General features: G+C 54.8%; 11 protein-coding genes. 10 read left to right on the top strand and 1 reads right to left on the bottom strand.

The genetic code is table 11. The features are described from left to right. Positions 1-12: 12 nt before the first annotated feature. The 10 genes from AC2FJC_RS21875 (at position 13) to AC2FJC_RS21830 (ending at position 12,533) form a co-directional block, all read left to right on the top strand. Positions 13-1,578, top strand: coding sequence for an ABC transporter substrate-binding protein (locus AC2FJC_RS21875; RefSeq protein ID WP_496741643.1), 1,566 nt, complete (start codon positions 13-15; stop codon positions 1,576-1,578). Between the two features lie 86 nt (positions 1,579-1,664). Next, positions 1,665-2,603: an ABC transporter permease gene (locus AC2FJC_RS21870; RefSeq protein WP_170765187.1), complete on the top strand. Its 939-nt coding sequence runs from the start codon at positions 1,665-1,667 to the stop codon at positions 2,601-2,603. A gap of 12 nt (positions 2,604-2,615) precedes the next feature. Next, complete coding sequence (locus tag AC2FJC_RS21865; RefSeq protein WP_496741641.1) at positions 2,616-3,473, top strand: ABC transporter permease; 858 nt, start codon at positions 2,616-2,618, stop codon at positions 3,471-3,473. Further along, positions 3,470-4,450, top strand: coding sequence for an ABC transporter ATP-binding protein (locus AC2FJC_RS21860; protein ID WP_496741639.1), 981 nt, complete (start codon positions 3,470-3,472; stop codon positions 4,448-4,450). The genes AC2FJC_RS21865 and AC2FJC_RS21860 overlap by 4 nt, the downstream gene beginning before the upstream one ends. Continuing rightward, on the top strand, positions 4,447-5,370 hold the full coding sequence (locus tag AC2FJC_RS21855; protein ID WP_496741637.1) for an oligopeptide/dipeptide ABC transporter ATP-binding protein: 924 nt from the start codon (positions 4,447-4,449) through the stop codon (positions 5,368-5,370). The genes AC2FJC_RS21860 and AC2FJC_RS21855 overlap by 4 nt, the downstream gene beginning before the upstream one ends. 11 nt (positions 5,371-5,381) lie before the next feature. Further along, on the top strand, positions 5,382-7,031 hold the full coding sequence (locus AC2FJC_RS21850; RefSeq protein ID WP_496741635.1) for an amidohydrolase: 1,650 nt from the start codon (positions 5,382-5,384) through the stop codon (positions 7,029-7,031). Further along, positions 7,028-8,524, top strand: coding sequence for a M81 family metallopeptidase (locus AC2FJC_RS21845; RefSeq protein WP_496741633.1), 1,497 nt, complete (start codon positions 7,028-7,030; stop codon positions 8,522-8,524). Before AC2FJC_RS21850 ends, AC2FJC_RS21845 begins: the two co-directional genes overlap by 4 nt. 366 nt (positions 8,525-8,890) lie before the next feature. Next, on the top strand, positions 8,891-9,538 hold the full coding sequence (locus tag AC2FJC_RS21840) for a glycine-rich domain-containing protein (protein WP_496741631.1): 648 nt from the start codon (positions 8,891-8,893) through the stop codon (positions 9,536-9,538). A gap of 959 nt (positions 9,539-10,497) precedes the next feature. Beyond that, a complete protein-coding gene (locus tag AC2FJC_RS21835) occupies positions 10,498-10,881 on the top strand; it encodes a hypothetical protein (RefSeq protein ID WP_282169983.1) in 384 nt (127 codons plus the stop codon). A 419-nt stretch (positions 10,882-11,300) separates the two neighbouring features. Further along, positions 11,301-12,533, top strand: coding sequence for a flavin-containing monooxygenase (locus AC2FJC_RS21830; protein WP_496741629.1), 1,233 nt, complete (start codon positions 11,301-11,303; stop codon positions 12,531-12,533). A gap of 55 nt (positions 12,534-12,588) precedes the next feature. Here AC2FJC_RS21830 and AC2FJC_RS21825 read toward each other — a convergent pair. Continuing rightward, the coding region (locus tag AC2FJC_RS21825; RefSeq protein WP_496741627.1) for a LysR substrate-binding domain-containing protein at positions 12,589-13,368 on the bottom strand (780 nt) is incomplete at its 5' end.

Below are 13,368 nucleotides of genomic sequence, written 5' to 3'. Positions count from 1 at the left end.
AGGGAGGATACTATGAAGATCGAATGGACAAAGGCCAATGTAGGTCGGCGGAGGTTCCTGAAAGGTGCAACTGCGCTTGGGGCCGCTACGGCGCTTCCGATGGGATGGGCGAACCGTGCGTTGGCTGCAGATGACGGCGTGCTGCGGGTGCGAGCCTATGGCGATGCGCAGAACATGGATCCAGCCCATTCTGTTGGTGTCGTTGAAGAAGAGGTTCATGCCTCGATCTACAACAAGCTGATCCAGTACAAACCAGGCGAGGAATGGGGCTGGCAGATGGATGCCGCCACGATGATCGAGCAGGTCGATCCGACCCATATCAAGTTCGCGTTGCGTGACGATATCGGGTTCACCAATGGATTTGGCGCCATGACCGCCGAGGACGTCAAGTTCAGCATGGAACGGATCGTAGACGACGCAACCGACAGTCCGAACAAGCCCGATCTGGGGCCATTCAGCCATGTTGAGGTCACCGGAGAACGTGAAGGCACGATTGTACTGAACAAACCGTTCGCACCGATCTGGTCGATCGCCCTTCCGTACATTGCCGGCAACATTGTCTCGAAAGCCGCAGTCGAAGCCGCTGGTGGCCGGATCGGTGCTGATCCGGTGGCAGAGTCCGGTCCGTATCTGCGGGACAGTTGGTCACCCAAGGAGAAGACGGTTCTCAAGCGTAACCCCGACTGGAAAGGGGACGTGCCCACTTGGGACACCGTCGAGATCTATCCGATCGATGATGAAAACACCGCCGAGATCGCTTTTGAGGCGGGTGAACTGGATGTAACCCGCGTGTCGCTGGGCTCGGTCGAGCGTTATCGCGCTGGTGTTCCCAATGGTGGATCGTTGGTTGAGAAGCCCTCGCTCTACTATGTCTGGATGGGCATGAACGTTGAGCATCCAAAGCTGCAAAATCAAAAACTGCGACAGGCGATTCAGCACGCGGTGGACGTACCCAGCATTCTGGAGGCCGCATATTTTGGTGCTGCCGAACCAGCGACCGGCATCATCGCACCGGGCCTCGCCGGGCATCGGTCGTCTTCGCTTGTGCCACCCGCGGCAGACTTTGAAAAAGCGGCACAGTTGCTGGCGGAATCCGGTGAAACCAATGTCACGCTGACCCTCGACACGTTGAACAAGACGACCTTCACGACAACTGCTCAGATCATTCAGGCCACGCTGGCGCAGATCGGGATCACGGTTGAGGTGAACGTTCTGGAATCTGGGGCGTTCTGGGCGTCTGGTGACAATGAAAACCTGCAGCTTGTTTTGAACCGCTATTCGATGACGCCCGATCCGTATTATGCGACGTCGTGGTTCACGCCTGAACAGATCGGAAAGTGGAACTGGGAACGCTTTGACAGTCCTGAATTCAACGAAATCCATGAAACGGCTGCAGCTGAAACGGATATTACCAAGCGGGCGGAAATGTATCAGCGCGCGCAGGATCTGATGGAGGAAAGCGGCGCCTATCGCTTCATCACCCATGAGGCAACGCCGGTTATTCACAGCGCCCGGGTCATTCCTGCATTGCGGCCAGATGGCCTGTCGTTGCTTCGCTATTTCGGCAAGGCGACCTGACCTCCCCAGGTCGATTGGGTACGGCGGGCGCGTGATGCTCGCCGTGCCAAACCCAATGCCATCAAGCCATAAGGAGCCAGTTGGCCATGCTGAATTTCGCAACCCGTCGCTTCGGGCTGTCGCTGCTCATCCTGTTCGTGGCGGTCACCGTCATGTTCCTGATGATCCGCGCCGTGCCTGGCGATCCGGTCCAGATCATGCTGGGCCCGCGTGCCACGCCCGAACTTCAGGCCCAACTCACAGCGGCGCTGGGGCTTGATCAACCGATCTGGAAACAGCTTTTGATCTTTTACGGAAACCTTTTGCAGGGTGACCTTGGAACCGATGTTTTCTCGGGCCGTTCCGTGACCGATATCGTGTTCCAGCAATTGCCGTTCACGCTGGAACTGATTTTTGCGTCAATCCTGTGGTCTGCAAGCCTGGGCATCGCACTTGGTGCCTATGCGGCGGCGCATCCCAACACGCTGATCGACCGGATCGCCGCCGCAATATCCGTCAGCTTCGTGGCTGCCCCGGCCTTTGTTGTCGCGCTTTTAGCGCTGCTGGTATTCGCCGTGCATTTGCAATGGTTTCCCGCCATCGGTGCCGGAGAGGGGTTCTGGGACCGTCTCGACCATCTGGTTCTGCCAGCCTTTGCCATCGGCCTCAGCTGGGTCGGCTATATTGCTCGACTTGTACGCGCTTCGATGCTCGAGGTTATGGGCGAAAGCCATGTGCGCACCGCGCGCGCCTTTGGGATCGCCGAGCGTCGTGTCGTCATGGTTTATGCGCTACGGATCGCCATTTTGCCGGTGGTCACCGTGATCGGGGTAGGGATGGGCTTTCTTCTCAGCTCCGCTGTTTTTGCTGAAATTGTCTTTGCCCGTCCGGGTTTGGGTAAGTTGGTTATCGATAGCATTACCACCCGAAACTACCCGATTGTTATGGGTTCGGTCCTCATATCAACGGCGTTGTTCGTGGTGTCGACCGCGTTGGCAGACCTGATCAATGCGTTGCTCGACCCACGCGCACGCACGGCTCATTGAGGGGGGAGCGTTATGGAAAAATCTCGTTCCGAACTTGGCCAGATCATCATTGGCGTCTCCCGCGACCCGCTTGGGCTTATAGGGCTGATCATCGTCGGTGTAATCGTGTTCTGCGCAATCTTCGCCTATTGGATTGTACCCTATGATCCGATTGCGATGGATATCAAATCCCGCTTGCAAGGGCCGTCCGCCGCACACCTGCTGGGTACAGATCAGTTAGGGCGTGATACGTTTTCGCGGGTTATCGCCGGGGGGCAAGTTGCGCTCAAGGTTGCATTGCCTGCTGTGTTCGGTGCAATGGCGATTGGCCTGACATTGGGCATGATTGCCGGGTATGGGCCGAAATGGCTTGATAACCTTCTGATGCTGTTCTTCGATACCATCCGGTCCTTTCCAACAGTGATGTTTGCGCTTGCCGTTGTGGCCCTGATCGGACCCAGCCTTCAAACCGTGGTCTTCGTCGTCATGGCGACCTCAATCCCAACCTACGGTCGCGTTGCGCGAACCCAGACTCTGACGCTGCGCAACTCTGAATTCATTTTGGCAGAACGCTCGATGGGGGCCAGCATGGCGCGCATTCTGGGCGTGCATATGCTGCCGAATATCATTGGCGTTCTAGCTGTGTTGGCGGCCATGGATATCCCCACAGTTATCGCGCTGGAGGCGGGCCTTTCCTTTCTGGGGCTGGGCGTGAAACCTCCTACCCCCAGCTGGGGTGCCTTGCTGAAGGACGGGTACTCATTGATCCGCCAAACCCCCTGGTTGGTGGTTGGTGGTGGGCTCCCGATCATTCTGGCGACGCTCGGATTTACCTTCCTGGGTGAAAGCCTGCGCGATGTGGTTGACCCGAAACTGAGGAAACAGCGATGACCGAGACACTTCTGGAAATCGACCACCTCAGCGTCGAATACGAAACAGGCCGTGGTGACCTCAAAGCTCTGAGGGACATTACATTCGACGTCAACAAGGGCGAAATCGTTGGCATCGTCGGGGAATCCGGCTGCGGTAAATCCACTCTGATCTCATCCATCCTGCGCTTGACCGCGCCCAATACGCGGTTCCGCGAAGGAGAGATCAGGTTCAAAGGGCAAGATTTGCTGCAGGCCTCAGAACGACACATGCGCGACTTGCGTGGGGCGGACATATCCATCGTCTTTCAGGACCCGATGCAAACGCATAATCCGGTTTTGACCATAGGGCAGCAGATGCTGGACATTCAGCACCGCTCCAAACAGTCAAAGGCGGACAAGCTGGCCCACGCGGCCAAGATGCTGGGCGCAGTTGGCATTCCCGATCCCGAAGCGCGCTTGAAGCAGTATCCACATGAATTTTCTGGCGGGATGCGTCAACGGATCGCCATTGCGATGGCGTTGATGTCTGAACCTGATCTTTTGATCGCGGATGAGCCAACAACAGCACTAGATGCGACGCTTGAGGTTCAGATAATCGAGCGTCTGCAAGAACTTCAGCGCGAGTTTCACTGTGCCATCCTGTTCATCTCGCACCATCTGGGCGTGATTGCGGAACTCTGCGACCGGGTGGTGGTGATGTATGCTGGTGCAGTTGTCGAAAGCGGCGAAGTGCGTGAGATTTTCCACAACCCAAAACACCCCTACACACGCCGCCTGATCGAATGTGATCCCGGTCATATCAAAGAACGCGCGCGTGTTTTGCCGACCATTCCCGGTGAAGTGCCTGATCTGGCCAACCTGCCGGGTGGCTGCATCTTCCGCGATCGTTGTGATCAAGCGATGGCACGGTGCGCCACCGAAGTGCCGCCGTTGGATCAATTGAAAGAAGGCCATCACGCCGCATGCTGGCTGAACCACGAGGAGGTCACAACATGAGCTTGCTGAACGTCGTGGACCTTAAAACTAGTTATGGCCCAGTCAATGTTTTGGCGGGAGTTAGCTTTACCGTGCAACCCGGCGAGACCTACGCGTTGGTTGGTGAAAGTGGGTCTGGCAAAACGACCGTGATACGCGCCATTGCCGGTCTTGCGCCTGCGCAAGACGGCTCAGTCACTTTTGAGGGCCAGGAAATACGCGGCGCGCCGGAACGTGTCATGCGCCCGCTGCGCAAAGACATGGCAATGATGTTTCAGGATCCGGTGGGAAGCCTGTCGCCGCGTCTGACAATCCGCAGCCTGATCACTGAGCCTTACCGTATTCAGGGTATGAAAGATAAAGATCTGGATGCAGAAGCCAAGCGACTGCTGGAAATGGTTAATCTACCCACGCATTTCGTGGACCGCTATCCCTACCAGTTGTCGGGTGGGCAAGCGCGGCGAGTAGGCGTGGCCCGAGCGCTGGCGTTGGAGCCGAAATTGATCCTCGCGGATGAACCGACCGCGGGCCTCGATGTGTCGGTGCAGGGTGAACTTTTGAACCTGCTCAACGATCTGCGCGAACGGCTGGGTCTGGCGATGGTAATCATCACCCATAACCTCAGCGTCGTACGCCACGTGGCCGACAGAATGGGCATCATGTATCTGGGTCGGTTGGTAGAAGAAGGCACAACCGAGACGATTTTCAGCGATCCGCGCCACCCGTACACCCGCTGCCTGTTAAGCGCCAACCCAGAGCCGGACCCGGATGCGCGGTTGGAACGGATCGCCCTAAAAGGTGAGCCTCCCAGCCTGCTCAAACGCCCCTCTGGATGTGAATTCCGTGAACGCTGTCCTTTTGCAAAGGACATTTGCACTCAGACCCCACAATGGGAAGTGGACGGCGGCCACGGGCTGCGTTGTCTGGCGCCGTTGTCGTAGTAGGAAATCCAATGCCAAGTACACTTTTTTTCAACGGCACAATCCTGACTATGGATGCGCAGAATTCTTCGCCGGAGGCCGTTCTGACCGAAGGAGACAGGATCAAGAACGTTGGAACCGAGGCCGATCTGCGCGCTTGCATGCCTGCAGATACTCAGGAACGCAACCTGCAGGGGCGCACTCTGATGCCCGCGTTTATTGACCCGCACGGGCATTTCCCGGATCCGGGGTTCATTCGGCTGTTCCGAGTTGACCTGTCGTCGCCTCCTTTAGGGGATTGCCGGACCATGGCGCAGGCGTTGGACAGGCTTCGGGAAAAGGCCAACGCAACGCCCGAGGGTGAATGGATCATGGGGGTGTCGATTGACAATACCTCTATTCTCGAAGGTCGCATGCCGACGCGGGCCGAGTTGGACGACGTATCGCAACGTCATCCAATCTGGGTAATCCATGCCTCGGGCCACAATGGTGTGGCCAATTCTCTTGCGCTGGAAAGGCGCGGTGTAACCCGTCACACACCTGACCCAGAGGGCGGCCGCTTTGGCCGTGATCCCGAAACCGGAGCCCTAACGGGATTGATCGAAGGGTTATCGGCCATGGGCGAGATGGGCGATACCGATTTCCTGATCGACCGCGAAAGGTTCTGGCAGGGCTTTGATGCCTGCCGTGACGAATATCTGACCCATGGGGTGACCTATGCCCAAAATGCCTGGACGTCGCAAACTATGCTGGATCACTTCGCCAGTCTGCCCGCCGATCAGGATCCGGGAATTGATATCGAGCTGTTACCCGTCGGAAATCTGGAGCCAGAGCTAAGTACCCAATGGATCGGCACGAACTGGCCCGGCAACCCGCATTTCACGCTAGGTCCGCGCAAACTGTTCACGGATGGGGCCTTTCAACTGCAGACCGCGTATCTGACTGCCCCGTATTTCAAGCCGTCTGATCCAGAACACCCTTGTGGGATGACTTACACCTCGCAAGAGCAGCTGGATGCTGATGTCAGCAATCTCCATTGTTCGGGTTTGCAGATTCATTGCCACTGCAATGGCGATGCCGGCGCCGAGATGTTCATTGATGCAGTGGACAAAGCGCTTCAGGCGCACCCACGCCAAGATCACCGTCATACTATCATCCATGGTCAGGCCCTGCGGGATGATCAGCTTAAGCGCATGGCCCAGCTTGGTCTTACTGTTAGTTTCTTTCCCGCTCATGTGTATTTCTGGGGGGATCGCCATTACGACTCCTTCCTTGGGCCTGAGCGGTCCCAGCGGATATCCCCGGCCGCATCAGCAGAACGGTTTGGCGTGCGATACACGATCCACAATGATGCATCGGTCACGCCAACACGTCCGATCCACCTGGCCCATTGCGCGGTAAATCGGAAAACCTCTTCAGGCCGTGTACTGGGCGAGGATCAGAAGATCAGCGTTCTGTCAGCTTTGCGTTCTCAGACCATCGATGCCGCTTGGCAGGTCTTCAAAGAGGAGCAGCGTGGGTCTATCGAACCGGGTAAAGTAGCTGACTTCGTTATCCTTTCGCGTAACCCACTAATCGCTCCTGAGCACCTGACCGATACAAAGGTGCTTGAAACGATCCGCAATGGTCAAATTGTCTTTGGTGTGCGGCATGCTGAACAAGTAATCGAGCGAACGGTATGACGACCGGGCGTATTGTGATCGCAGGGTTCCAGCATGAAACGAACTGCTTTGGTGTGACAAAGGCCGGTCTGCACGAGTTTGAGATGGCGGATTCCTGGCCCGGAATGTTGCGCGGCGAAAAGGTCTTGTTGGAAACCGATGGCATGAACTTACCGATCGCAGGATTTGCTGCGACCGCTAAAGCGGCTGGGTTTGAGGTTGTGCCAATTCTGTGGTGCTCAGCCGAGCCGTCCGCGCATGTCACCGATCACGCCTTTGAGGCGATTTGCGGGATGCTGTTGGACGGCATTCGCGATGCAGGCCCGATTGACGGCGTCTATCTTGATCTTCATGGGGCAATGGTCACCGAAAGCCATGCTGACGGTGAAGGAGAGATTCTGCGCCGCATTCGAGAGCTTGTGGGTTCCAGTGTCCCTGTCGTCGCAAGTTTGGATCTACACGCCAACGTCTCGGCTCGGATGGTGGCGCATGCGGACTACCTGTCAGTTTTTCGCACTTACCCTCATTTGGATATGGGAGAGACAGGTGCCAGATGCGTTCCGGTCTTGCAACGATTGCTAACTGGCGGAGCCCTATACAAGGCGTTCCGGACCGTGCCTTACCTCATCCCTCTGCATGCACAATACACTGGTTCTCCTCCTTTCGATGAAATTTATCTAAAGCCGACAAGGTTGGAGCAGCAGGGAATTCTGGCGGAGATCGCTCTTGGATTCACGGCGGCGGATTTCCCCGACACCGGCCCATCGTGCATTGCTTATGCAGCCACTGCCGATAGCGCCGCCGCCGCCGCTGAAGAAATCGTCAACTTGTTTGCGGCCCGGGAAGCAGATCTTGATTGCACGATGTTGTCTTTGGAGGAGGCAGTTTCGACATGCGGTCAAAGTCGGGTAGGGCCAGTCGTTCTGGCAGATGTTCAAGATAATGCTGGGGCAGGCGGGACGTCCGATACCACTGGACTGTTGGCGGCACTGATTGAAGGCGGGGTAAAAGGCGTACTGATGGGTCTGTTCCATGATCCGGAAAGTGCAAATCAGGCCCATGTGGCAGGTGAAGGCGCGCTGGTCAATTTGGCTATCGGCGCAAAGTCTGACCTGGCTGGCAACGTTCCGGTCATGGCAGAGTTTGAAGTCCTTGCTGTAGGTGATGGCACGTGCCGCTATACCGGAGAAATGTATGGCGGCGGCGTTGCGACGCTCGGCAAGACGGCAGCACTAAGATTGGTTGGGCATGTGGCCGAGATTGACCTCGTCGTGACGAGTATTCGCAACCAATGCCTTGATCGTGCGCATTTTACCCATATAGGGCTGAATCCCACAAACTATTCAGTGATTTGCGTAAAAAGCACGACGCATTTCCGTGCAGATTTCGAATCTATTGCAAGCGATGTTTTTTCGATCTCTTCGCCAGGTGCCTTTCTCTGCGATCTCGAGAAAGTCCCTTACACTTGTGTCACCAGGAGGTTGCCCAGCACTCGCAGTGTTTTGCTACCCTAGTTTTCGAACATAATCGCTTGGCAATGAAAGAATGAATACCAAATCCGCGCCCTCATTTTGTTGCTAATCACTGCCGCATTTCCGAGGGTTCAAATCTGGCGCTTGATTGCGGGGGTACTGTGTAACAGAGAGTGGTGTCCCAAGCGGCACTTTTTACAAGTGTGCGGGTATTCACGGGCTCTCTGGACGCTTCCTGTAAATTCCCTGATTTGGGATGGAGGAAGTTTTGATGACGAACGAAGAACGGGACATCCAACGTAATCTGTGAGTGCTTCGACATGCCGAGAAGATCGGCAAGGTGTCACATACTTGTCATATTTGTGCGCTAGTCAAAAATTGAAAAAAGAGAAAACATAGGAGGCTCCGATGACCTCTCTCAATACTCAGCTATGGGAGCTGATTAAGACGCATAAAATGCCTGATGATGCTGCGGGCAAGCCATTCATTGAACAACTTATGGCCGAAAACCGCATCTCTCGCGATACCGCCAATGTGGCTATCGCCGAATATCAAAAGTTCATGTATCTTTGTGCCACGCGACCAGAGCGTAACGTCCCCTCAAGCGCGGTCGATTTGGTTTGGCATTTGCACATGCAACACAGCCGCGACTATTGGGATGTCTTTTGCAAGAAGCTGGGCAAACCAGTACACCACAACCCCGGCGGTCAAGGGCCCCAACATCTGGATGACTACAAAGCCACAGTCAAAGCCTATTCGGACCTGTTTGGAACACCCCCAAAAGGGATTTGGAAGCGGAAAGACAGAGTTGGTACTTTCACAATGCTGATCTTCTTGCTGGTGCTCATTTGCATCGGTGCTAGTTCCATTGTTCAAAGTGGCGATCTTTTGTTTGGAGTGCTTTGGCTAAGCGTACCGCTTGTCTGTTTTGTGATCACCCTCAATAGCCTGACCTCTAGAAGTGAGCTGACGCTGATTTTTGAATGTGATGACCCATTTGCTGACAAAGATGCAGGTGACTGTGCTTCCGGTGACGGTGGTGGCTGCGGCGATTGAACCGCCAGTCGCTCATTCCGGCTACGGTTGCTCTGGGCCGTATTACGGTCGTAGAACGGAAATTTCGTCCTTGATCGGATTGACCCAAAATCGCGACCCCATACCGATGCGCACAGCGTCTAGCGCAAGATCAAAAAATCTCGCATTTCAAAATTGCAACAAGCCGCTTCAGGCCAGTCGATACTGCCGGACGGAATGTATGCAGAGAAGGATTGCGTACTGGTTGCAAAAAAAGTCGCGTCAGGCCGAAAATGGAAGAAACACGCGAATTAACGGAAGAACTACGGTGAATTTTCCAATTAGGTTTTGGTGGAGCCTAGGGCCACCATACCTCATTGAAAACGCTGCGTTTTCCACCAGTTGGGTCATCTCACCCCCACATAGAACCCCACATATTACTGAATTCTCCTGACTTCAACTGCTGTCAATTGGGCTAATGAAACCAATTTGGCAGTCCAAAACCTTGCTGTCGCGCGGTGCTATCACCTTCATCCAGACAACTTGGCCAACGTGCGTTCAACACTGAGGAATGGAAATTGAGAATTGAGTGGGAGCATCCTAGGTGTGTTGCATGTCTTGTAACTAAGGAATTGAGCGTTGAGCATGTGATGCCAGATGGCCTTGGAGGCATCCTCACGTCTTGATTTCTTTGTGGGAATGCAACAGCCGATTTGGTTTTTCACTCGAAGGAGCGGATCACCTCGCTCTCGAACTCCGTAACCCACGGGTCAATCCCAAGACAGTGACAAGAACGCAAAGTTAAGCTATTATGTCAGTAATATTGACATATAAATGACGAGATTGACGGTTCTATGCCCCATGACGAGCAACAAGCTAAACGCGGCCCGGATGGCAAGTTCCTGCCCGGGCACAAACCGCCAAAGTCAACCGGCCGACCGCGGGGCGCAAATGGCATTAAAGCACGCGCAGCACGGCTTGCGGGAGAACGGCTTGAAGAGATGCTCGGGCGCGCCACTGACGTAATTTCCGACGAGCTTGATAACGGCAATCCAACCGTAGCCCAATGGCTCGTTGATCGGGTTCGGCCTCCTGCACGCTCTGACTTCGTTCAATTGGCTGACAGGAACAAATTGAGCTCAATTGAAGATATCCTTGTCGCTTCAGAGCGGACCACAAATGCAGCATCGCGGGGCGAAATCAGCTTGCAACAGGCAAGGCTTCTTCAGGATGTCTTGGGTCGTCATGCCCAGCTCAAAGGGCTTGAAGAACTGTCCGCACTCCGTGCAGAGGTCGAGGAAATGCGACGTACGGATAGAACGACCGCCGCAATTGATAAGTCACTGCTACCAAAATGGGGCCGCCTGAGCGAGGAACAAAAATGAAGAGAGGGTCATGGACAGACAGCGGAGGAATGGCTGGAACTCGCCTGCCCATTTCTGATAGGACCGCCATCAAGGCAGCACTAAAAGAAGCAATCGAAGCGGCTGATAGGTTAGAGATATCGATCAAGCATTCTGAAAAGATAGGTGCTCTGCCTCCAAACCTGATGTCTGGCCAGCGTGAACTCTACGAGGCGAGACGACTACTGGCTTCGGGTATCGCGCACCTAGTAGAAAAGCGTTCTTAGCAACACTTGTACGGGCTGAAGCAAGAAGACGCATTTCCCGCTTCAGTAAAAATTTTCCGCAAAGCAGTCGTTCAAGCAAGTTGCAGCGAATGACTGCACTGAGCCCTGAGCGGACATTGATACGTTGAAGCAACTAGCTGTCGCCGATAGAGTTTCATAGAGAGGTTTGCTGCTATGTACACCCTGATTGACACTGTGGTTGTGGGCGGAGGTCAAGCTGGTCTTTCCGTTAGCTGGCACTTAAAGCAGGCTGGTCATGATCACGTTGTTTTGGACCGCGGGCAGATTGGCGATTCATGGCGTAACCGTTGGGACTCGTTCTGCCTGGTCTCTCCTAACAAACTCTGCCGACTTCCAGGTTTCCATTACGATGGGGATGATCCCGATGGTTTCATGCTCCGCGATGAGATCGTCAAGTACATCGAAGACTATGCGAGCAGTTTTGGTCCGCCCTATCGAGGGGGCGTCGAGGTGGCTAGAATCGAGGCAAGTGCAGGACCGGGTCGGTTCAAACTAACCACATCAGATGGCGAAATCAGAGCGCAGAACTTGATCGTCACCGTCGGCACGCATCAACACCCGAATATACCAAGTTGGCATTACGATCTGCCCGAAAGGGTTACTGGCATACATACGTGTGACTATCGCAACTCAGCGAGCCTACCGGATGGTGCGGTATTCGTTATTGGAAGTGGTCAGTCAGGGTGTCAGGTCGCTGAGGACCTGCACTTATCCGGGCGCGACGTACATCTCGCAGTGGGCAGTGCTGGCCGCATCCCGCGTCGCTATAGGGGTCGCGACATTTTTGAATGGGACCTGGCGACTGGCTACATGAACATGGCGGTAAAAGACCATCCCAAAGGGACAGCTATCCGGTTCAAAGCCCATCCACATCTCTCAGGGCGAGAGGGTGGTCGTATAATTGATCTGCGCCAGATGGCGCTCGACGGGGTCAAACTACACAGCAAGGTTGAGGGTGTTCAAGACGGGTGTCTGATTTTGGCGGGCGGACTTGAAGAGACGCTCAAGGCAGTGGACGATGTGTGTCGCGCGGAAATGGAGAGCATCGACACGTTTGTTGCAGAGAATGGACTCGATGATCCCAAGGAAATTGTTGTCCCGATCAACTGGCAGCCCAAACCTGAACCACCGTTCTTCGACTTGGCTGCAGCAAATGTTTCAACCGTCATATACGCAACTGGGTTTCACCGCGATTTTGGATGGATCGACTTGCCAGTCTTCGATGAGACTGGCTATCCGCTATATGAGCGAGGTGCTACGGATATAGCAGGCCTGTACTTCTGCGGACTGCATTGGATGCATACACAAGGGTCTGGCCTGTTTTATGGCGTGGGCGAGGACGCGGAGTACGTAGTTGATCACTTGATTTCTACTTCGAACAAATAAGCTACGCGACAGCCTCGAGCCTAGCTTGGATCGAAGGTTTCCAACTGTAACAAGATCAGCTTTTGGACGTGTGTGCCGATACGACTTGCGACTGAGATTTAAGCCAGTTGACGAACACCTTAGCCTCTGGGCGCTGAAATTCTGCTTGAGTCTGGATGTAGTAGACGCCGAAGAGAGGCTCAGAGAACAATTCAATCATCCGGCCAGATGACAGATCGTCCTCGAAAAAAGCTCTGGCAGAATACGTGATACCGTCACCCCGGCGAACCGCAGTCATGATCAGGTTCCCCGGCATGTGATTGATCGTCAATGGCTCGAGAGGTACGACCCCATGATAGGTGAACCAGTCGGCCGCCTCGTTGGTGCCTAGTTCCTGCAACCAAGGCAGCTTTGTCAGAGTGGCCGGGTCACGCAGATCTTGGCCTTCCACAAGTGAAGGTGCTCCGATCACGACCATGTCGGAGACAAGAACAGTATCCTCCTCTTTTCTCGGCATGCGTCTGTCGTGATACCGAATGGCGACATCGATGCCGCCTGGTCTTATCTGAACCAGTTCCGAAGTTGGGTTCAGCATCAAAGTGATCTCTGGATGTTCACGTTGAAACTCTGCCATTCTCGGCAATAGCCACTCCACCGCGAATGCTGGTGACATTGTCACTTGAACGGGGCGCTGCGCTGTGTGTTCTGCCAGTCGTTCGACACCCCTTCCAATAATTTCAAAGCCGATACCCAGTTCACGTGCAAGAATGATGCCTGGATCTGTCAATTCAATGCTGCGCCCACGTCTGGCAACGAGAGCTACACCCAAATGCCTTTCCAACGATTTCACCTGCTG

The organism is Ruegeria sp. CDSB117, assembly GCF_059611005.1.
Note: the sequence above shows the minus strand (reverse complement) of the source record. Positions and strands in the feature narration are given on the sequence as shown.

Coding starts and splice junctions, on each gene's coding strand:
- AC2FJC_RS21875 (WP_496741643.1), top strand. CDS start 13: ATGAAGATCGAATGGACAAAGGCCAATGTAGGTCGGCGGAGGTTCCTG.
- AC2FJC_RS21870 (WP_170765187.1), top strand. CDS start 1,665: ATGCTGAATTTCGCAACCCGTCGCTTCGGGCTGTCGCTGCTCATCCTG.
- AC2FJC_RS21865 (WP_496741641.1), top strand. CDS start 2,616: ATGGAAAAATCTCGTTCCGAACTTGGCCAGATCATCATTGGCGTCTCC.
- AC2FJC_RS21860 (WP_496741639.1), top strand. CDS start 3,470: ATGACCGAGACACTTCTGGAAATCGACCACCTCAGCGTCGAATACGAA.
- AC2FJC_RS21855 (WP_496741637.1), top strand. CDS start 4,447: ATGAGCTTGCTGAACGTCGTGGACCTTAAAACTAGTTATGGCCCAGTC.
- AC2FJC_RS21850 (WP_496741635.1), top strand. CDS start 5,382: ATGCCAAGTACACTTTTTTTCAACGGCACAATCCTGACTATGGATGCG.
- AC2FJC_RS21845 (WP_496741633.1), top strand. CDS start 7,028: ATGACGACCGGGCGTATTGTGATCGCAGGGTTCCAGCATGAAACGAAC.
- AC2FJC_RS21840 (WP_496741631.1), top strand. CDS start 8,891: ATGACCTCTCTCAATACTCAGCTATGGGAGCTGATTAAGACGCATAAA.
- AC2FJC_RS21835 (WP_282169983.1), top strand. CDS start 10,498: ATGCTCGGGCGCGCCACTGACGTAATTTCCGACGAGCTTGATAACGGC.
- AC2FJC_RS21830 (WP_496741629.1), top strand. CDS start 11,301: ATGTACACCCTGATTGACACTGTGGTTGTGGGCGGAGGTCAAGCTGGT.